14 protein-coding genes are annotated in these 19,184 nt (G+C 60.6%); 4 read left to right on the forward strand and 10 right to left on the reverse strand.

The genetic code is table 11. The features are described from left to right. Positions 1 to 96 precede the first annotated feature (96 nt). Complete coding sequence (gene mdaB, locus KFS80_RS05545) at positions 97 to 687, reverse strand: NADPH:quinone oxidoreductase MdaB (protein ID WP_008083391.1); 591 nt, start codon at positions 685 to 687, stop codon at positions 97 to 99. A 185-nt stretch (positions 688 to 872) separates the two neighbouring features. On the opposite strand from mdaB, the gene KFS80_RS05550 reads away from it, so the two are divergent. Further along, positions 873 to 1,187, forward strand: coding sequence for a putative quinol monooxygenase (locus tag KFS80_RS05550; protein WP_212544188.1), 315 nt, complete (start codon positions 873 to 875; stop codon positions 1,185 to 1,187). Here the strand turns inward: KFS80_RS05550 and KFS80_RS05555 are convergent. Further along, positions 1,177 to 1,941, reverse strand: a complete 765-nt coding sequence (locus tag KFS80_RS05555) for a sulfite exporter TauE/SafE family protein (protein ID WP_212544189.1) — start codon at positions 1,939 to 1,941, stop codon at positions 1,177 to 1,179. The genes KFS80_RS05550 and KFS80_RS05555 overlap by 11 nt on opposite strands. Positions 1,942 to 2,153: 212 nt before the next feature. Between KFS80_RS05555 and KFS80_RS05560 the strand changes: the two genes are divergently transcribed. Both KFS80_RS05560 and KFS80_RS05565 read left to right on the forward strand, forming a co-directional pair. After that, positions 2,154 to 3,035: a LysR family transcriptional regulator gene (locus tag KFS80_RS05560; protein ID WP_212544190.1), complete on the forward strand. Its 882-nt coding sequence runs from the start codon at positions 2,154 to 2,156 to the stop codon at positions 3,033 to 3,035. Positions 3,036 to 3,182: 147 nt separating this feature from the next. Beyond that, positions 3,183 to 3,533, forward strand: a complete 351-nt coding sequence (locus KFS80_RS05565) for a cupin domain-containing protein (RefSeq protein ID WP_103303269.1) — start codon at positions 3,183 to 3,185, stop codon at positions 3,531 to 3,533. Between the two features lie 336 nt (positions 3,534 to 3,869). On the opposite strand, the gene mmsB is transcribed toward KFS80_RS05565, so the two are convergent. Together mmsB and KFS80_RS05575 are read right to left on the reverse strand one after the other, a co-directional pair. Continuing rightward, positions 3,870 to 4,757 (reverse strand): 3-hydroxyisobutyrate dehydrogenase, encoded by an 888-nt coding sequence (gene mmsB, locus KFS80_RS05570; protein ID WP_212544191.1) that lies wholly within the window; start codon positions 4,755 to 4,757, stop codon positions 3,870 to 3,872. A 9-nt stretch (positions 4,758 to 4,766) separates the two neighbouring features. Further along, on the reverse strand, positions 4,767 to 6,293 hold the full coding sequence (locus KFS80_RS05575; RefSeq protein WP_212544192.1) for a CoA-acylating methylmalonate-semialdehyde dehydrogenase: 1,527 nt from the start codon (positions 6,291 to 6,293) through the stop codon (positions 4,767 to 4,769). Positions 6,294 to 6,442: 149 nt separating this feature from the next. On the opposite strand from KFS80_RS05575, the gene KFS80_RS05580 reads away from it, so the two are divergent. Then, on the forward strand, positions 6,443 to 7,390 hold the full coding sequence (locus KFS80_RS05580; RefSeq protein WP_053116972.1) for a LysR family transcriptional regulator: 948 nt from the start codon (positions 6,443 to 6,445) through the stop codon (positions 7,388 to 7,390). Here the strand turns inward: KFS80_RS05580 and yfiB are convergent. The 6 genes from yfiB to recC form a co-directional block, all read right to left on the reverse strand. Continuing rightward, the gene (gene yfiB / locus KFS80_RS05585) at positions 7,387 to 7,881 is read right to left on the reverse strand and encodes an outer membrane lipoprotein YfiB (RefSeq protein WP_476748420.1); all 495 of its coding nucleotides are present in this window, start codon (positions 7,879 to 7,881) and stop codon (positions 7,387 to 7,389) included. The genes KFS80_RS05580 and yfiB overlap by 4 nt on opposite strands. Before the next feature lie 5 nt (positions 7,882 to 7,886). Next, entirely contained in the window at positions 7,887 to 9,155 is a 1,269-nt protein-coding gene (gene dgcN, locus KFS80_RS05590) for a diguanylate cyclase DgcN/YfiN (protein ID WP_053116970.1), read from the reverse strand. Further along, positions 9,152 to 9,727 (reverse strand): regulatory sequestration protein YfiR, encoded by a 576-nt coding sequence (yfiR, locus tag KFS80_RS05595; protein ID WP_159812829.1) that lies wholly within the window; start codon positions 9,725 to 9,727, stop codon positions 9,152 to 9,154. Before yfiR ends, dgcN begins: the two co-directional genes overlap by 4 nt. Positions 9,728 to 9,846: 119 nt before the next feature. Continuing rightward, complete coding sequence (recD, locus tag KFS80_RS05600; RefSeq protein WP_212544193.1) at positions 9,847 to 11,955, reverse strand: exodeoxyribonuclease V subunit alpha; 2,109 nt, start codon at positions 11,953 to 11,955, stop codon at positions 9,847 to 9,849. Further along, complete coding sequence (gene recB / locus KFS80_RS05605) at positions 11,952 to 15,641, reverse strand: exodeoxyribonuclease V subunit beta (RefSeq protein ID WP_212544194.1); 3,690 nt, start codon at positions 15,639 to 15,641, stop codon at positions 11,952 to 11,954. Before recB ends, recD begins: the two co-directional genes overlap by 4 nt. Beyond that, entirely contained in the window at positions 15,638 to 19,090 is a 3,453-nt protein-coding gene (recC, locus tag KFS80_RS05610) for an exodeoxyribonuclease V subunit gamma (protein WP_212544195.1), read from the reverse strand. Before recC ends, recB begins: the two co-directional genes overlap by 4 nt. Between the last annotated feature and the right edge of the window lie 94 nt (positions 19,091 to 19,184).

Raw genomic sequence — 19,184 nt, forward strand, 5'->3', positions numbered from 1 at the left:
GATGGACTGCGCAGCAGGCCCGCTCTGTTACAGGATCAAGAGCGGGGCCGCTTCGCGACCCATCGGGGATAAATCCCCTCGCCACAGGAAATCATCTCAAGCCTTAAGCCCAAACACCTCGGTCAGATGCTGCTCATAACGCGCTACATCACCTTCGATGTTCGGACGCTTCATCACATCCACACACAGGAACGTCGGCAACGCGGTCATGCCCAGAAACTCATTGGCCTTGTGGAACGGGAAGTACACCGCATCAACACCTTTGGCCTCAAAGAAATCGGTCGGGTCATCAAACGCTTGTTGCGGTGCGTTCCAGGTCAGCGACAGCATGTATTGCTTGCCCTGAATCAGCCCGCCGCTGCCGTACTTCTGCGAGGCGTCGGAGCGGGTGCGGCCATCGCTGGCGTAGAGGCTGCCGTGGCCTTCGGTGAAGACTTCGTCGAGGTACTTTTTCACCGTCCACGGCGCGCCCATCCACCAGCCCGGCATCTGATAAATGATCACGTCGGCCCAGAGGAATTTCGCCACTTCTTCAGCGACGTCGTAACCCTCGTCGATGAAGGTAGTTTTGACGTCGAGCCCGCCGCGATCCAGCACGCTCAGCGCCGCTTCGTGCAGAGTGGCGTTGTAACGACCGTCAGAGTGGGCGAATTTTTTACCGCCATTCAACAACAATACTTTTTTCATGAGAAAGCCTCGGCGCAGCCATTCCGGCTGGGTGGAGAAGGGAAACTGGAATGGCGGCAGATTAACCATCTGCCTCGCGCGGAATAAGCCGTGATTGCGCAAAATACATTTGACCAAAAAGCACGAATCGAACACAGATTGTTGCAATAGCATGCTCGGCCATCTGTACTTGAGGAGTCGTTGTGATGAGTGAACGCCAGGGTTTTATCCTGCACGCCAAGACCCGCCCGGAAAAAGCCGAGGCCTTCGAGGCGCTGTTCCGCGCTTATGTTGCACCGAGCCGCGCCGAGCCCGGTTGCATCGAGTACCACATGCTGCGCGACAAGGAAGATCCGTCGCTGTTTATCTTCTACGAGATCTGGGAGAGCCAGGCGCACCTGGATGTGCACTCGAATCTGCCGCACATGAAGGCGTTTTTCGCCGAGCGCATGGACTATCTGGAACGCGATTTCGACATTCGCGCCATCGACATGCTCAGCGAAGCGTCGGCTAACCGCTGATCAATAAGTGGGCGCCGAGCGCGCCCAGACCGATGAAGAAAACCCGTTTGAATAGTACGGCGCTGATGCGTTGCCGCAGCCATTGGCCGAGCAACATGCCCAGCACGGCGGGGATCAGCGCCAGCAGCGAGGCGCTCAATTCACCGCCGCCGAGTGCGCCGCGCCAGAGCAAACCGCCGGCCAGCGCCAGAGTCGAAACGGTGAAGGACAGGCCGAGTGCCTGCACCAACTCGTCGCGGTTCAAACCCAGCGCCTGCAGGTAGGGCACCGCCGGAATCACGAACACGCCAGTGGCTGAAGTGATGACGCCGGTGATTAAACCGCAGGCCGGGCCGAGCCAGGGTTCGTGGCGGGGATTTACGCTCAGCGTCGGCAGGAACAATCCGCTCAGCGCATACAACAGCAACGCCGCGCCGAGCCCGCGTACCACCCAATGTTCCCCGGCCATGCCGATCCACAACGTGCCGATGCCGGTGCCGAGGAAGATCATCAACAGCATCGGCCAGAGGCGTTTGATCAGGCCTTTTAAATGCCCGCCGAATGCCAGTTGCCAGAGGTTGGTCAGGGTAGCCGGGATGATCAACAACGCGGCTGCCTGCGATGGCGCCATAGCCAGACCGAGCAGGCCCATGGCGACCGTGGGCAAGCCGAGGCCGATGATGCCTTTGATCAGGCCGGCGAGGATAAAGGTGGCGACGACCAGCAATGACAGGGTCAGGCCCAGGTGTTGGTAGAAGTCTGTGAGTGTGTTCATGGCGGTACTGTGCGCCAGTCGGGGTTGACTGAAAATCTGCCATATACTGAGGGTGCCTCTTCCAGAGCAAGAGGCTTAAATTTTTTTGAAGCTTCTGGCCTCATCGCGAGCAGGCTCACTCCTACATTAGATCGGTGGCGAACACAAAACCTGTAGGAGTGAGCCTGCTCGCGATGGGGCCGGCCTAAACACCACAAAAACCGGCTGCCGACATGCACTTCGACCTCACCGACCTGCGCCTCTACCTGCACATCCTCGACACCGGCAATATCACCGCCGGCGCCGCGCGCAGCCATTTATCCCTCGCCGCCGCCAGCGCCAGAATCCGCGCCATGGAAGCTTCGCTCGGCGCCGACTTCCTCGAACGCGGTCGCCGTGGCGTCACCCCGACCCCCGCCGGCAAAGCCCTCGCCCACCACGCGCGCATCCTCCTGCAACAAGCCGAACGTATGCAGCAGGATCTCGCCGACTACGCCCAAGGCGTCAAAGGCCAGGTGCGACTGCTGTGCAACACCACGGCGATCACCGAATACCTGCCGGAAGTGCTCGCCGATTTCCTGCGCAATCACCCCAATCTCGACATCGATTTGCAGGAATTGCCGAGTGCGCGCATCACCCACGCCTTACGCCAAGGCGCAGCCGATCTCGGGATTGTTTCCGACGCCGTAGACACCCGCGACCTACAAACCCAACCCTTTCGCGATGATCCACTGGTACTGATTCTGCCCCTCGATCACCCGTTGTCTGACGCCGACGAGGTCAGTTTCAGCGATGCGTTACACCATGATTTTGTAGGACTCAGCGCCAACAGCGCTTTGGCGATCTACCTCGAAGAACAGGCCCTGCACAGCGGCGCCCGCATGCAGGTGCGTATCCGCGCCGACGGTTTCGACGGCGTGATGCGCATGGTCAGCCATGGCGCCGGGCTCGCCATCGTGCCACTGGCCGCCATCGAACGTGCGGCGCCACGCAGCTTCAAAAGCGTTGCGCTCAACGAACCGTGGGCGCGCCGCACCTTGATGCTCTGCGCCAAGGACTTCACCGCCCTGCCGGGTTACGCCAAAGCCCTGCTACACGCCTTGACTCTCCCCTAAGGGGCAGACTTCATCCAAACTCATTCAGCCGCTGGAAAAACTCTGAACGTGCGCGCGTTTCTGAGCAGCTCGATGTCGACCCCAGACAACTGGGCAGCGCCCGGGCGCTATACGGTGCAACTTCAATTCCTTCTGCCCGGAGCTCCCATGACCGCGACCGCCCCTATCACCGTTCTGCGCGACACCCACCCGCTGCCGGTACTCGATGCCTGCAAATGGGAAAAACTCGAGGGCGACCCGCACACCGTCAACCTCAACGCCTACACCAGCGAAGACGGCAGCAAGATCATGGGCACGTGGATCTGCACGCCGGGCAAGTGGCGCGTGGAATACGTGAAGTGGGAATACTGCCATTTCCAGGAAGGCTACTGCGTGATCACCCCGGACGGCATGGCGCCGATTCACTTGCGTGCTGGCGACATCTTTGTGATTGAGCCGGGGATGAAAGGTACGTGGGAAGTGGTTGAGACGGTGCGTAAGTATTTCGTGTTTGCCTGATAAAGCAAAAGATCGCAGCCTTCGGCAGCTCCTACAGAAAACACAATCCCCTGTAGGATCTGCCGAAGGCTGCGATCTTTTTTTGGCACAAAAAAGCCGGGAAATCACCCGACGTGATTTCCCGGCAACACCTACTGCAAATTTTTAAACACACCCCAATGATCCCTATGGAAATAGAGATCCCTGTGGCGAGGGGATTCATCCCCGATCGGCTGCGCAGCAGTCGCAAAACCTCAGTTCTCGGTTCACCTGAAAAAATGCAGGGGGCCGCTTCGCGACCCATCGGGGATAAATCCCCTCACCACATAAGCCCTTCCACCTCAAACTTTTGAACTGTTACTGCGGTTTCCGGTAACTGTTGATAATCGCCGAGAAGTCTTTCCCGCCATCCCCACGCTGACTCATCGCCTGATACAACTGCTGCGCCACCGCGCCAAGCACCACCGGCTGATGCGCCTGACGCGCTGCTTCCGTCGCCAGGCCCAAATCCTTCAGCATCAATTCCGCACCGAACCCACCGGTGTACCCCCGCGAGGCCGGCGCCGTTTCAACAATCCCCGGCCACGGGTTGTACATCTCCGAACTCCAGCAGCGTCCGGTCGAGCTGTTGATGATCCCGGCCAGCACCGACGTATCAATCCCCAACGCATCGCCCAGCGCCATCGCTTCACTGACGCCAACCATCGAAATCGCCAGCAGCAAGTTGTTGCAGATCTTGGCGATCTGCCCGGTGCCGACTTCACCGCAATGCACAATGTTGCGGCCCATCTGCGCCAGCACCGGTTGCAGTGTGGCGAACAGTTCTGGCGTGGCGCCGACCATAAAGGTCAACGTCCCGGCCGTCGCGCCGCCCGTACCGCCAGACACCGGCGCATCCGCCATGGCCACGCCTTGTTTGGCGGCAGCGGCAGCCACATCACGCGCCGTCTGCGGATCAATCGTGCTGCAATCCACTGCCGGCACGCCTTTGCCAATTCCGGCCAAAACGCCGTCCTCACCCAACCAGACACTGCGCACATGCACAGCGGCCGGCAGCATGGTGATCACCAGTTCAGCATCCTCGGCCGCCTCACGCGCCGAAGCGCGAATGCTGCCGCCGAGTTGTTCCAGTTCCGCCAACACGGTTTTATTGAGGTCGACCAGGTTCAGCGAGTGGCCAGCCTTGATCAGGTTGCGCGCCATCGGCGCGCCCATGTTGCCCAGCCCGATAAATGCGATTTTCATGGCCGATCCTCAGCGCAGGTTGATGGTGGTGTTCACGCCGTCGTTGACGCTGTCGTCGTCGAACCAGCGCGCCGTGACCGTTTTGGTCTGCGTGTAGAACTGCACCACTTGCTTGCCGTACGGGCCGAGGTCGCCGAGTTTCGAACCGCGCGAACCGGTGAAACTGAAAAACGGCACTGGCACCGGAATCGGGATGTTGATGCCGACCTGACCGACGTCGATTTCCGTCTGGAATTTACGTGCCGCTGCGCCGCTCTGGGTGAACAGGCCGGTGCCGTTGCCGAACGGATTGGCGTTGACCAGGGCAATCGCCTGATCAAGGGTGTCGACTTCCAGCACCACCAGCACCGGGCCGAAGATTTCCTGGGTGTAGATCTGCATGTCGGTGGTCACGCCCGAGAACAGGGTCGGGCCAACAAAGTTGCCTTGCTCGTAACCCGGCACCTTGACGTCGCGCCCGTCAAGTTCCAGCTTGGCGCCTTCCTTGATGCCGCTTTCGATCAGGTCGAGAATTCGTGCCTTGGCTTTTTTCGAGATCACCGGGCCAACGTCGGTGCCCGGCTCGCTGCCGGCGTTGACGGTGAGTTTCTGCGCCAGCGCTTTCAGATCCGGCAACCATTGTTTCGCCGCACCAACCAGCACCACCACCGAAGTGGCCATGCAACGTTGCCCGGCCGCACCGAAACCGGCGCCGACCAAGGCATTCAGCGCTTGCTCGCGATTGGCGTCGGCCAGCACCACAGCGTGGTTTTTCGCGCCCATCATCGATTGCACACGTTTGCCGTGCTTACCGGCCAAATCGTAAACGTGAGTGCCAACAGCGGTCGAACCGACGAACGACACCGCTTTGATGTCCTTGTGCGTGCACAGGCCATCGACCACGTCTTTACCGCCATGAACCACATTCAACACGCCCGCCGGAACGCCCGCCTCGACCGCCAGCTCAACCAGCAACATGGTCGACAGCGGATCCTGCTCCGAAGGCTTCAACACAAACGTGTTGCCGCAAGCGATGGCCATCGGGAACATCCACAGCGGAATCATCGCCGGGAAGTTGAACGGCGTGATGCCGGCGCAAACGCCGATTGGCTGGCGCAAGGTGTAGGTATCAACACCGCCGGCGACGTTCTCGGCGAATTCGCCCATTTGCAGGGTGCCAATGGAGCAGGCGTGCTCGACCACTTCCAGGCCACGGAAAATATCGCCCTCGGCGTCGGCAATGGTTTTGCCCTGCTCGGCGCTGAGCACCACGGCGATGCGTTTGGAGTGTTCGCGGATCAGCGCTTGCAGCTTGAGCATGATGCGCATCCGCGCGCCGATCGGAGTCAGTTTCCAGGTCTGAAAGGCACGCTGTGCGGCGCTGACGGCGGCATCGACTTCAGCGGCGGTGGCGAACGGGACTCTGGCCAGTACTTGTTGAGTGGCCGGGTTGATGATGTCTTGCCATTCGGTGGTCTGCGACTCGACCCATTCGCCGTCGATCAGCAGCTTGACCTTCTGCAGCGTGGTTTCGTTGGGCGTAAGCGATGCGTTCATGCTGGTCTCCGAAACTTGTTTTTATCGTAGGAGCCAAGGCGAAAGGTTCGCCTTGAGATGAGGCGTGTGTCACGAATTGGTTGTCGGACTGTTTTTGGAGTATAGATGTGCAAACTTCTAATAAGAACGCACATAAAAGCCCGTCCATCATGCAAAAAAACATCACCTCTCTAGGTTCGCTGAACTGGGACGACCTCAAGTTTTTCCTCGAAGTCGCCCGCACCCGCAAGGCCAGCACCGCCGCCAAACGCCTGGCCGTCGACTACACCACGGTGTCGCGACGGATCAGTTCGCTGGAAGCGGCGCTCGGCACGCTGCTGTTTGAAAAGTCGCGCACCAGCGGTTTCGTCCTGACCGCTGAAGGCCAGCGTTTGCTCGGTTATGCCGAGTCGATTGAAAGCACGTTGCACATGGCTTGCGAGCAGGTCTCCGGCTCCGGCGTCGCCTTGTCCGGCCACGTGCGCATGGGCTGCACCGAAGGTTTCGGCAGTTTTTTCATCACCCCGCAACTGAGCCATTTCGTCGACGCCTACCCGGCGATCTCAGTGGACATCCTGCCGCTGCCGCACTTCATCAGCCTGTCCAAACGCGAGGCCGACATCGTCATCGCCCTCGAACGCCCGGAACACGGGCCGTACGTCTGCTGCAAACTCTGCGACTACCGTTTGCAGCTCTACGCAACCCAGGACTATCTGGACAAACACCCACCGATCCGCCGCCCGGCAGATTTGGGCAAGCATCAATTCATCAGTTATGTGGACGATCTGGCGTTCAGCTCGGAGCTGCTCTACCTGGCCAACGTGCTGCCCGGTGCCCACGCAAATTTGCGCAGCACCAGCGTGATCGCGCAATTCGTCGCAGCGCAGCAAGGCCGCTCACTGGCGATTCTGCCGTGCTTCCTCGCCGCGCAGGATCCGCGCTTGCTGCCGGTGCTGCCGGAGGAAATCAACATCACCCGGCAGTTCTGGATGTACTGCCGGGAGGATCTGCGGAAGTTGAAGCGGATCACTTTGTTGTGGGATTACATCCGCGAGGTGACTGAACAGAATCAGGGTCTGTTGATGGGCGAGACCCGCGAGATGCAGTTCGCCGATTAGTCAGCGCTGACCACGATCGCCACCCGGCGGTTTTCCGTGCGGCCGGCGGCGGTGCTGTTGGAGGCCACCGGGTCTTTGCTGCCCAGGCCTTGCAGCTGGATGTTCTCTTGCTTCATGCCGACGGTACTGAGCACGGCGGCCACACTTTTCGCGCGGCGCAGCGACAGTTGCTGGTTGTAGGTTTCTTTGCCCGATGCATCGGTGTGGCCATCGACTCGCACGCGTTCAATGCCGACACCGAGCAAGGCTTTGCCGATGCGCTCGACGATTTCGGTGCTTTGATTGTTCAGGCTTTCGACGTCGCTGCCAAACAGCACTTTGCCCGACAGGCCAAATTCCCAGCCCTCATCGGTCAGCTCGAAACCTTGTTGTTTGAGCACGGCGACTTGCGCCGGGGTCAGGCCTTTTTGCGGCGCGGTCTGGCAACCGGTCAGGGCCAATAAGGCCATCAACAGCACGGCGGAGAACAATCGAAATGGAAGTTTGAACACGGGAATCAGCTCCTGGTTTGAACGGGATCGACCGGGTGCTCCGACCCGGCCGTGAATTGCGCGCCACGGGAGAGGCGCTTGGCTTGATACATCGCCGCGTCGGCAGCGTTGAGCAGGGCGCCGGGGGTGGCGCCATGATCAGGGAAAACCGCGATGCCGATACTGAGCGACGTCACGACACTGGTGTCGCCGGGCAACGCGATGGGCGTGTCCATGCTGGCGAGAATCTTGTCGGCAATGCGTTCGGCATCTTCGATCTTGTGCAACGGCGTGAGCAGCACGGCGAACTCGTCACCGCCCAATCGCGCGACCAAATCTTCTTCACGCAACTGTGCGCGGACACGATTGGCAATCGCCACCAGCACTGCGTCGCCGGCGGCATGGCCGAAATTGTCATTGATGCCTTTGAAACGGTCGCTGTCGAGAAACAGCACCGCCACGCGCTCGTTGAGCTTGCTGGCGTTACGCAGGGCACGCATCAAGCGGCCTTCAAAAAAGGCGCGGTTGGGCAGACCGGTAAGGCTGTCGTGGCTGGCCTGGTGCGCGAGGGTTTCGTTTTCGCTTTGCAGGTTGCTCTGCCAGGATTCAAGTTCGTCGAGCAGGGCATTGAAGTCGTTGCCGAGGTTGTCCAGCTCGGCGATTTGCGCCGGTGGCACGCGGCGATCCAGCGCCCGTTCGCTGCGTGCGGCGTGGGCCACGGTGGCGAGGCTGCGCAGCGGGCCGATGATTTCACGCAGTTGCCGGCGCGCCAGATAGATCGCCACAAAAGCGCTGATCGCGGTGCAAAGAATGATCCCCGCCAGACCGCTCAGCAGAAAGCGCATCAGGCTGCCGCCGTGTCCGGTGAGCAAGATTCGGCCGATTTCATGCTCTTGATGCACGATCGGCAGGCTGATCGGTTTTTCCAGAAGGGCGCGGGTGATCTGCATTTCCAGATCGGAGAACAGGCCGTTTTCCGCGCGATGCCAGCGCGCCAGCAATTTCCCCTGAGCGTCCAGTACTTGCGCGTCGGCGACTTCTTCGGTCGAAGCGATCATTTCCAGCGCTTCCGTCGCCGCCGCTTTGTCGTTGAACACCACCGCGGCTTCCACGGTGTAGCTGATCGAACGGGCGATCAGATGCAAGTTATGGTCGGCATAAACCCGCAAAGCCAGAACTCCGAGCAGCGTCAGCGAGACACTGGCCATCGCTACCGCCAGCAACGCCACGGTTAAATGTCCACGGCCCAGTACCGAGCCCAACGTGGGACGCTTATTCGATCTGAACAATTTCATGGGGCCGCCGATTTACGGCGCGACAACTGCAGCACGCTCGGGTGAATGCGCACGCCACTGCGGGCAACGGAGTCGAGATTGACTTCAAAGGACACCTGCTCGTCACCGACACGCAGGCAGAACAGACTGCCGACCGTGCATTGGTCGTCGGCTTCGCTGATGCTAAGCACCGGGTGTCCGATCAATGCGGCGAACAGGCGACTGCGCTCATCGGCGGTGAGCTTGCCGATGTACACGGCATTGCATTCGCTGACGATGGCCGGGTTATCGGCCAGCAAGCGGCGCACGACAACCGGTCGGCCGGTGGCTTGAGTGGTGCCTTTGACCAGGTCGTCGGTGTATTCGGTGGGGCCGACGATGCACAGACGCAATTGCGCAGGCTCTACCGGCCAGCGAGCATAACTGAGGATGCCCAGCACGACTTGGGTGACAGATTTGGCGCGTTGTTCGGCCATGCCCGTCGGCGCTTGCGGTTGTGCGACGGCCACGCTCGTCAACAACCAGAGCAGGCCGACAAGCAGCGCGTGCTTGCAGCCAACCACGCGCTCTGCCGCCCAGACAGACACCTTCATGCAGGGATTCTCTTGGATCTTACCGAAATGATGCCGCAACGATAGCACAGCGGCGAATGGCCAGCGAGGCAGCGACCTCTGACTGGTCGGTCAGAAACCGCTGGCCGTCATCGCGGTTATCATTCAGGAGACTGGGCGCCCTCCTCCAGTTCCAGCATTAGTCCGCTGAGGCGTTTGACCTTGCGTTGTACAGCCTCTTCGAACACCCCGGCACGCGGTTCGATCAGGGTGAACCAGTGCTTGGCTCGGGTGATCCCCGTGTAGATCAACTCCTTGGTCAGCACCGGATTCAGGGCATCCGGCAAGATCAACGCGGTATGGGCAAATTCCGAGCCCTGGGATTTGTGTACGGTCATGGCGTACACGGTTTCCACATCGTTTAGCCGACTCGGCAGGACGAAACGCACGCCGCCCTGACCGTCATTGCGCGGAAACGCCACGCGCAGCACCGGTTTGCCGGCGTCGGGCCCTTCACGTTCCGGCAGTTTGAGGGCGATGCCGATGTCGCCGTTCATCAAGCCCAGACCGTAGTCGTTGCGGGTCATCAACACCGGCCGGCCTTCGTACCATTGCTGGTCGTGCTCGATCAGCCGGGCCTTGAGCAACGCGGCGGTGATGCGCTGGTTCAAACCTTCAACGCCCCACGGGCCTTTGCGTACCGCGCACAACAACTGGAAGGTGTCGAACGCCTGCAAGACGTCGCGGGCCCAGAGAATCCAGTCCGGATGTTCCAGCGGTTTGCCAGATGCAGGGCGTTGATTGCGCAGCACGCTCAGGTAATGCCGATACCCCTGCGGGCCCTCGCCATGACCGTCGAGCAGCAGCCGCTCGAGTTTGTGATCGTGCTCGCCCTTGAGCGGCAGCGAAAACACATCGTCATAGTGCCCCGCCGCGAGCAATTGCCGCGCCTCTTCCGGAAGCTGCTGATTGACCCGCCGCGCCAGTTGACCGATGCCGCTGCCTTCACCGAAACGCCGCGAGTGACGCAACATCACCACTTGCTGAGCCAGCGGATGCGAGCCGTCGAGATCTTCGTGCAGACCACTGTCCTGCAACGACTCACCGCTGACCGACTCCAGCCATTGGCGGGTTTGCCGGTTGTACCAGCCGCCCTCGGCATCGCGGCACAGATCACCCAGCACCGCACCTGCCTCCACGGACGCCAACTGATCCTTGTCGCCGAGCAACACCAGTCGCGCATGGGCCGGCAAGGCGTCGAGCAGATTGGCCATCATTTCCAGGTCGATCATCGAGGCTTCGTCGACCACCAGCACATCCAGCGGTAGACGATTACCGGCGTGATGGCGGAAATGTCGGGTGCCCGGACGACTGCCGAGCAAACGATGCACAGTAGTCACGTCACAGGGAATTTTCGCCCGCACGTCTTCGCTGACTTTCAGCGATTGCACTTGCTGGCTGATCGACTCGGTCAAGCGTGCGGCGGCTTTACCGGTGGGCGCTGCCAGGCGAATGCGCAACGGATGACCGGCCTCCACCGCCGGCGCCTGCAGCAACGCCAGCAAACGCACGACCGTGGTGGTTTTACCGGTACCGGGGCCGCCGGTGACGATGCTGAAGGCACCGCGCGTGGCGAGCGCACAAGCGAGCTTTTGCCAGTCGATGACCTCGCCGGACTTGGCTGAACCGAACAGCTCATTTAGGCGCTGCGGCAGATCGGCCGGCGTCGCTTCGGATTGGGCGAGACGCTGGCGCAACGCGGAATCGATACGCCGCTCGTAAGCCCAGTAGCGCCGCAAGTACAGACGCTTCGAGGACAACACCAGCGGGCGTTGCTGAGCTTCTTCACTGGTATCGGCAGCCAGGGCGACCAGAGCACTGCCCGCCAGAGCCTTGCACCAATGAGCACCGTCGAGCGCCTCAAGCAATTGCGAAGGCAGCAGCAAGACGCCACCCTGCACATCGCCTTCGGGCGGCAATGACAGCGCAAAGTCCGGCGCCTTGAGGGTTTCGAACAGATCCAGACAAACGTGACCATGGCCGAGTTGATGGCTGGTCAGTGCGGCCGCGAGCAACACCAGCGGATCGGTGTCGGGTTCGAGCTCATGCAGAAACGCCACGAATGCCTTGTCCAGTGCACGCAGCCAGCCGCGCTCGACCCAGCGGGTGAGCAAGAGCAACAAGTCTTCGGCGCGGGTCAGCGGCGAAAGTCTCGACAGGCTGTCGGCGGCCAAAGGCGTCGGCAGCAGATCGGCGAAGGTGCGGCTCATAGCAAGACTCCCTGTTCCCACGCGGGTTCGGCCTTGGGCTCGGGTTTGCCCTGAAACAGCCGATCCAGACGTTCGATCAATTCACGGGGTGGCCGGGCGAAGTACACCCCGCGACTGTCTGCGCGGGTGCCACGCAGGAAAAGATAAAGCGCACCACCGACATGCCGGTCGTAGTCATAGTCGGGCAACCGCGCCTTGAGCTGACGGTGCAAGGCCAACAGGTACAAGACGTATTGCAGGTCGTAACGGTTGTCGAGAATCGACTGCTCCATGGCTTGCTCGGTGTAGGCAAAATCATCGACGCCCAGCCAGTTGGATTTGTAGTCGGCCACGTAGTAACGGCCATCGTGTTCGAAGGTCAGGTCGATAAAGCCCTTGAACATGCCGTTGAGTTGCACCGGTTCGGCAGCCACCCGCGCCACGCCGTTGTGGGTGTGCTGACGTACCAGCTCATCAAGTTTGAGCACATCGACTTTATGGCTGGCGAACCAGAATTCCATCTCGACGCGATACTGCGTTAACTGCTCAAGCACCACCGGCGGTTGCCCGGCGCCGATCGGCAGCGGCGATTTGAGGAGGTGTTGCAACCAGTCGCTCAACGTGGTGATCCAGCCTTCCCAGCCGCGCAGGTTGCAACGCCGGCCGATCGCGTCTTCCACGGCTTTGGGCGTGACGGCGAAACCGTCATCCCCTGCCCACTCCAGCAAACCGTGAAGGAATGTCCCGGGGTTGGGGCCACGCGGGAAGCGATGGATATCGGCACCGCCGGCGATGATTTCGCGTGGTGCATCCGGATCGAGGCGTTCGTCGTCAAAGAGCTTTTGCGCCTGCGGACTGTCCGGCGCCTCATCGCTGCCGACGCTCAAAACGTCGCTGATGCGCAGCGCACTGTACGAGGCGATCCACCAGTTCTCGCTGGCCTTGCGCTTGGGCACAAGCGTGGCGCTGAGAACCGCTTCGTTGCGCGCAGGTTCGTAATGTTCGGCGCTGGCCGGCGGCATTTCACCGACGCTGATCGCCGGGCAATCCTGCTGCAAATCTCGCAGCCAGCTATTCAAACCGCTGGACTCACCCAACGACGCACCACCGCCCAACAGATAACCCAAAGCCGACAGGTGCAGCACCGAACTGTTGTTATTGCCGCGTTTGAGATCGGTCACGCCCAACCAGCAGGCATGTTGCGCACGCGTCAGCGCTACGTAGAGCAAACGCAGGTCTTCAGCCAGACGCTCGTCATCGGCCAACGCAATCAGCTCAGGCGTCGGTTTCAGACTCAATTGAGCGTTGCCCGAGGCGTCGTGGTAATGCAGCGGCAGGCGGCTACCGTCGACCGGTTTGGCCGAGCAGATGAACGGCAGGAACACTAAAGGATATTCCAGGCCTTTCGACTTGTGGATGGTCACCACTTTGACCAATTGCTCATCACTTTCGAGGCGCAGAATCTGTTCTTCGCCGGCTTGCCCGGACAAGGCCAACAGCTCGGCCAGATGCCGGATCAGCGCTTGTTCGCCGTCGAGTTCAGCAGCGGCTTGCTGCATTAATTCGGACAAGTGCAGCAGGTTGGTCAGCACGCGCTCGCCATCACTGCGGGCAATCAATGTCTGCGGCAAATGGAAGTCATGCAGCAGACGTCGCAGCATCGGCAGCACGCCCTGTTTGCGCCACAACTCGCGATAGCCACGGAACTGCATGACGCGGGATTCCCACACCAGTTCGTCCTGATTCAGACGCTCCAGTTCGGCCAGCGGCAGGTTCAGCGTGATGCAGGCCAGCGCGGCTTTCAGAGAACGTTCAACGTCAGGCTCGGCGCAGGCCTTGAGCCAGGACAGCAAGTCTCGGGCCTCCTGCGCGGCAAACACGGAATCCTTGTCGGACAGATAAACGCTGCGCACGCCACGAGCGGCCAGCTCACCGCGTACGGCCTGCGCCTCTTTGCCGTCGCGAACCAGAATCGCGATGTCGGAAGGTCGCAGGCCTTTGAAGTCTTTGCCCTCCCGCACAAATCCAGCATTGCTGGTTTGCCCGCCATTGAGCAACGCGGTGATTTCACTGGCGCAGGCGGCAGCCAGTTGTTGGCGATACACCGCGCCGGACAACGGCTGATCGCTGGACAACTGCCAGACGTTCAGCGCCGCGACTTCCTGCCCGGCAATTTGCAGGTATTCTTTGCGGCCCTGTGAGTCGACGGGTTGAAACGGTACCGGGTTCTCGCCACTTTTCTCGCGGAACAAAAACGCGCCGCGTCCCAGCTCGCGGGACTCGGCGCGTTCGAATACGTGATTGACCGCTTTGACCATGCCGTGGCTGGAACGGAAGTTGGTGCCCAGGGTATGCAAGCGGCCGGTCGTAGCCTTGCGCGCGCGCAGATAGGTATAGATGTCCGCACCACGGAAGGCGTAGATCGCCTGCTTGGGATCGCCGATCAGAAACAGGCCCGTGTCAGGACTGTTTTCCTCGATGCGATAGATGCTTTCGAAGATGCGGTACTGCACTGGATCGGTGTCCTGGAATTCGTCGATCAGCGCTACCGGGAACTGCTCGCGAATCAGCGTTGCGAGACGCTCGCCACCTTCTGATTGCAGCGCGGCATCGAGGCGCAGCAGCATGTCGTCGAAGCCCATTTCGGCGCGGCGACGTTTCTCTTCTTCGAAGCGCGCGCCCACCCATTTCGCGGCGTGCTGCAGGACGGCGGCGTCTGGCGTGGGCAAGCCATCCAGACTCGACTTGAGTGCGGGCATGGCATCCAGCCCCGGATGACTCGGTGCCTGACCTTTCCACGCTTCGGCCATGCCGTCGGGGGTGAGTCGGGTGAAGCCGGTGCCGATATCCAGTTGCTCCATGGATTCATCTTCGGCCCAGCTTTTGAGCTTCTCGAACCAAGGTTCAAAGTAGCGCGCCTGCATCTTGCGACCGTCGACGGTTTTGCTGGCAACGCCTTGATGACAGATGGCGAGCAACTCATCGGCCCACTGCCGCCAAGGCATTTTCAGCTCGACCAATGCTGCGCGACGCTCCAGCAAGCATTCCTCGATCAGCTCGGCGGGGGCCTTGCCTTCGTTGCTGTCGCGCTCGCTGGCGAACAGTCCACGGACACGCGGCAACAGCGCTGCCGGCCCCCCCCAATTGTTGCGAACCCAGTTCAGCGCATCGCCCTGCATCGGGTAGCAGAACAGCCGCCAGTAATCGCGCAGCACTTCACCGAGCAAATCGCTGTGATCGGTTTCCAGCGATTGAGTAAACAGGCTGCCACTGTCGAATGCGTGCTCGCGCAACATGCGCTGGCACCAACTGTGAATCGTCGAAACGGCGGCTTCATCCATCCACTGTGCGGCGATGTCGAGACGATTAGCGCAGCCGGGCCATTGTTGTGGCTCGAACTGTTCGCGCAGTTCGGCGATGAGCGCGTCAGGCGCCGGCGTCTCGTCGCGGAAGAATCGCGCAGCTTCGGCCAGACGCGTGCGGATCCGCTCGCGCAGTTCTTTGGTCGCTGCGTCCGTGAAGGTCACCACGAGAATTTGTGGTGGCAGCAGGTCGCGACCGAAGCCATTGACGTCGCCGCCGTGACCAAGGATCAGCCGCAGATAGAGTGCAGAAATGGTGAACGTCTTGCCGGTGCCGGCGCTGGCTTCGATCAGTTGGCTGCCGTGCAGCGGGAAGGCCAGTGCCAGTGGAGTTTTGCTGCTCATGCGCGCGCTCCTTCACTGGACAACGAACGCCAAGGCGCTTCCAGCAGTGGCCGATAGAGCGCGTCGCACCAACCGGAGAATGTTTCATCGGCGAGCAAGGCATCGAAGTCGGCAAATTGTCGAGACAACGCCGGGCTTTCACGGCGCTCACCTTCACTGGTCTGGCCGTCACCTTCATAGGCTTTGCGCGCGGCGGCTTCGGCCTTGAGTGGGTCGGTCTGGGACAGCCAGGCGAACGCCGTTTTTACTGCAATCGGCAGTGGCTGGCGCATGCCGGTCTGCCAGGCGAGCAGCAGATCGCTGAGGATGCGAACCGCGCGGTCTTTTTCCATGGGCTCCAACAGCAGTGAATCGTCACTGGCCACCAGCGCTGTGGTTAACGAAAGTCCGCTGGCACAGGCCACCAGATGGTTGACCCACGGCTTGGTCAGCCGATGCCATTTGCGGCTTTTGATCGAGCCAATACTGTTGGGAATGGTTGTGACCGACAGCAGGCCACCATCGGCGCGCTCATGCAAACCCGAGAGCCAGCCTTCAAGGCGCAAGCCCTGCAATTCAAGGCTGATCGGAATTGCGCTGGTCAGCGGGGTCGGCCACAACGTCAGCAGTTGTTGGTAGCGTTGCAGCAAGTCCGGCAGCGGCTCGATCAGCTCGCGTTGCAGGCATTCGCCAAAACCAGCCATTGGCAGCAGACCACTGTTTTGCAGGCGACGGGCCTGAGATTCGAGGGCCTGATCGATATTGTCCGGCTGCCTCATTGCGGCTTCGAGCAGACTGTCGCTGAGCGTGTAGCGCTGCAAAGCGTCGAGCACGAACGGCTCTTCGTCCGCGAGCGGCGCCTCGGCGGCTTCGAAATAGACCTTGAGGCGCTGGGTAAAAAAGTGTCGAACCGGGTTGCGCAGGAAGTCCTGTAACAGGGCGAGGGTCAATGGTTCCTCTTGGACATAGGGCGCAAGCAGTTCCACAGCGGTTTGAGATCCGTGCTGCTGGTGCAGCACCTGCCATTCGCTGGCATAGCTGAAGAGCTGATCGCCCTCATGAAAATAGCGCGCACTGAACGGTTGCAACGGATGCTCCTCAGTCATGGCGCTCAAAATATCCTGGGTCTCGTCGAGCAATCGCCAGCCACTGGCGAGGTGATCGCGTAACTGGCCGATCAGCACCGAAGCAGGCCGCTCGCTGTTGTCGCGAATGCTGCGGCCGACCCAACTGATGTAGAGCTGATTGCGCGCGGACAGCAATGCTTCGAGCAACAGATAACGGTCATCCTCACGCCGCGAACGGTCGCCGGGACGGTAATCGCTGCCCATCAAATCGAAGTCGAGCGGCGGTTGAGCACGCGGATAATCGCCATCGTTCATCCCCAGCAGGCAGACCAGTTTGAACGGGATCGCACGCATGGGCATCAGCGTGCAAAAGTTCACCGCGCCGGCGAGGAAACGCTGCGATAAACGCCCCTGATCCAGACCGGCGAGCCAGGCTTCACGGACGACAGTCAGCGGCAACTCATCGTCGAGACCGACGGCCTCGCAAGTCTCCAGCCAGGTTTCGCGCAGCTCTTCGAGTTGGGTAAGCAAATAGTCGTCATGCTCGTTGCTGGCTTTGAAGAACAATTGCATCAGCGCCTGCAACCGGTAGCCCCACTCTTTGGGTTGAGCCGGTTGCATCAATTCCTGATGAGCGAGTTCCAAGGCATCGAGCAGTGCCACCAATGGCCCGATCAACGCGGCGTCCAGTCCGCCGATTTCATCATAGGGTTCGATACCGGCACAGGCATTCGCACTGCCGACGGCGTAACCCAGCAGCATCCGGCGCAGGCCGAAGTGCCAGCTGTTCTGCTCCAGCTCATCCGGCAAACCGAGGCCGGCACGTTGTTCGGCGCTCATGCCCCAACGCACACCAGCGCCTTCGATCCAGCGGTGCAGCATTGGTAAGTCGCGCTCTTCCACACCGAAACGAGCGCGCAGTGCAGGAACGTCCAGCAGGTCGAGGATTTCGCTGACGGGGAAGCGGCTGTCTGGCAGCTTTAGCAGATGCTCGACTGCAATCAGCAAGGGGTCACGGCCGCGTTGGCCCTGATCCGCCAAGGTGAATGGAATGAATCGCGGATCATGGCGATCGAGCTGACCGAATACGGCGCGGATGTGCGGCGCGTAGCTGTCGATGTCCGGCACCATCACGATTACATCACGGGGACGCAGATCGGGATTGGCACTGAAGCGTGCGAGGAGTTGGTCGTGAAGGATTTCCACTTCACGCTGGGCGCTGTGTGCAATGTGAAAACGGATCGATTGGTCGTGTTTCAAATCGACGGCCGGCCAAAGCTCGCGTGTCTCGTTGAGCGGGCGCAGTTCAAGGATGTCGTTCTGCAGCTGATTGAGCAGGTTCTCGGGTTGAGTGTCGCTGAACAGATCGATGCGACCATCCCGGAAAGCCGCGCGATAACTGTTGGGATCGTCGTAGCTGTCGAGCAGGTTGATGTAGTCGCGGCCCTGCTTGCCCCATGCAGCTAGCAGCGGATGGGCGTGTTGGTGCAATGCGTCCGGATCGAGTACGACGGGCATACCGCTCTTGCGTGCCTGGCGTTTGTACTGGTGTCGCAGCAGATCCTTATCGGCAACGATATCGGCCCAATGGTGGCGACATGGATTGTGCACACAGAGCAGAACCTGACTGAAACGTGCGAGCCCGGCCAAAGCATCGAGCACCTGAGCCGGCAGGGAAGAAATCCCGAAAACGATCACTCGTGAGGGCAGGCCGGCGGGTGCCTCTTTGAGGGTGTTGATGCGCTCGATAAATCGTTGATGAACACCGGCGCGACTTTGCGCCATGCCTTGTTCACCTACATCCTCCAGCAGCGCACGCCACAGTTCAGCCTGCCAGCAGCTCGCGGGCGCCAGTGGCTTTATTTCACCTCGGACATTTCGGAGTTGGTGCAGTCCTTCGGCCCAATCTTCGAGCCAGTCGGCCCGATAGACCTGGTACTGGTCAAAGAGATCCGCCAGTCGCTCGGACAACTGGTAACGCTTACGCAAGTCAGTGTCGTGAGTGAGGAAGCGTTGCAGCGGCTCGAAATGCGGGCCATCGATCACTTGAGGTAGCAAGCGCATCAGGCGCCAGGTCAGCGGGGCTTTATCGAGCAGGGATTTCGGTGGGATTTCATCACGGCCCAACACCATCCGGTACAGCTGCCACATGAAGCTGCCGGGCAGCTGCACATCGATAGCAGCGGCAATACCGCAGCCACCGAGGTCGTCTTCTTCAGGGTCTTCAGCCAAGGCCAATTTGAGCCACTGGGCGATGCCGTTGCTTTGTACGAGGGCAATTTCGTTTTCCAAGGGTGCCAGTGGATAGCGCCGCATTATGCTGATCACCAGGCTGCGCAGTTCGTCCAGGCTATTGCTCTGAACCACCATGAATGCAGCGTTGAGGGACTGGGCGCCCGGCATAAAGAATTCCTTGGAAAAGTGCGAAAGCCAGGGCAGAACCTTAGCATTGTCAGCAGGTTGTGACAGCCGGACGACGCCGTTGAATGCTGTAGGA

Source organism: Pseudomonas rustica (assembly GCF_018336155.1).
In the GTDB taxonomy this organism is placed as follows: domain Bacteria; phylum Pseudomonadota; class Gammaproteobacteria; order Pseudomonadales; family Pseudomonadaceae; genus Aquipseudomonas; species Aquipseudomonas rustica.

What these genes read in the sequence shown, in the direction of transcription:
- mdaB (WP_008083391.1), bottom strand. Translation starts at nt 687, where the DNA reads ATGAAAAAAGTATTGTTGTTGAATGGCGGTAAAAAATTCGCCCACTCT.
- KFS80_RS05550 (WP_212544188.1), top strand. Translation starts at nt 873, where the DNA reads ATGAGTGAACGCCAGGGTTTTATCCTGCACGCCAAGACCCGCCCGGAA.
- KFS80_RS05555 (WP_212544189.1), bottom strand. Translation starts at nt 1,941, where the DNA reads ATGAACACACTCACAGACTTCTACCAACACCTGGGCCTGACCCTGTCA.
- KFS80_RS05560 (WP_212544190.1), top strand. Translation starts at nt 2,154, where the DNA reads ATGCACTTCGACCTCACCGACCTGCGCCTCTACCTGCACATCCTCGAC.
- KFS80_RS05565 (WP_103303269.1), top strand. Translation starts at nt 3,183, where the DNA reads ATGACCGCGACCGCCCCTATCACCGTTCTGCGCGACACCCACCCGCTG.
- mmsB (WP_212544191.1), bottom strand. Translation starts at nt 4,757, where the DNA reads ATGAAAATCGCATTTATCGGGCTGGGCAACATGGGCGCGCCGATGGCG.
- KFS80_RS05575 (WP_212544192.1), bottom strand. Translation starts at nt 6,293, where the DNA reads ATGAACGCATCGCTTACGCCCAACGAAACCACGCTGCAGAAGGTCAAG.
- KFS80_RS05580 (WP_053116972.1), top strand. Translation starts at nt 6,443, where the DNA reads ATGCAAAAAAACATCACCTCTCTAGGTTCGCTGAACTGGGACGACCTC.
- dgcN (WP_053116970.1), bottom strand. Translation starts at nt 9,155, where the DNA reads ATGAAATTGTTCAGATCGAATAAGCGTCCCACGTTGGGCTCGGTACTG.
- yfiR (WP_159812829.1), bottom strand. Translation starts at nt 9,727, where the DNA reads ATGAAGGTGTCTGTCTGGGCGGCAGAGCGCGTGGTTGGCTGCAAGCAC.
- recD (WP_212544193.1), bottom strand. Translation starts at nt 11,955, where the DNA reads ATGAGCCGCACCTTCGCCGATCTGCTGCCGACGCCTTTGGCCGCCGAC.
- recB (WP_212544194.1), bottom strand. Translation starts at nt 15,641, where the DNA reads ATGAGCAGCAAAACTCCACTGGCACTGGCCTTCCCGCTGCACGGCAGC.
- recC (WP_212544195.1), bottom strand. Translation starts at nt 19,090, where the DNA reads ATGCCGGGCGCCCAGTCCCTCAACGCTGCATTCATGGTGGTTCAGAGC.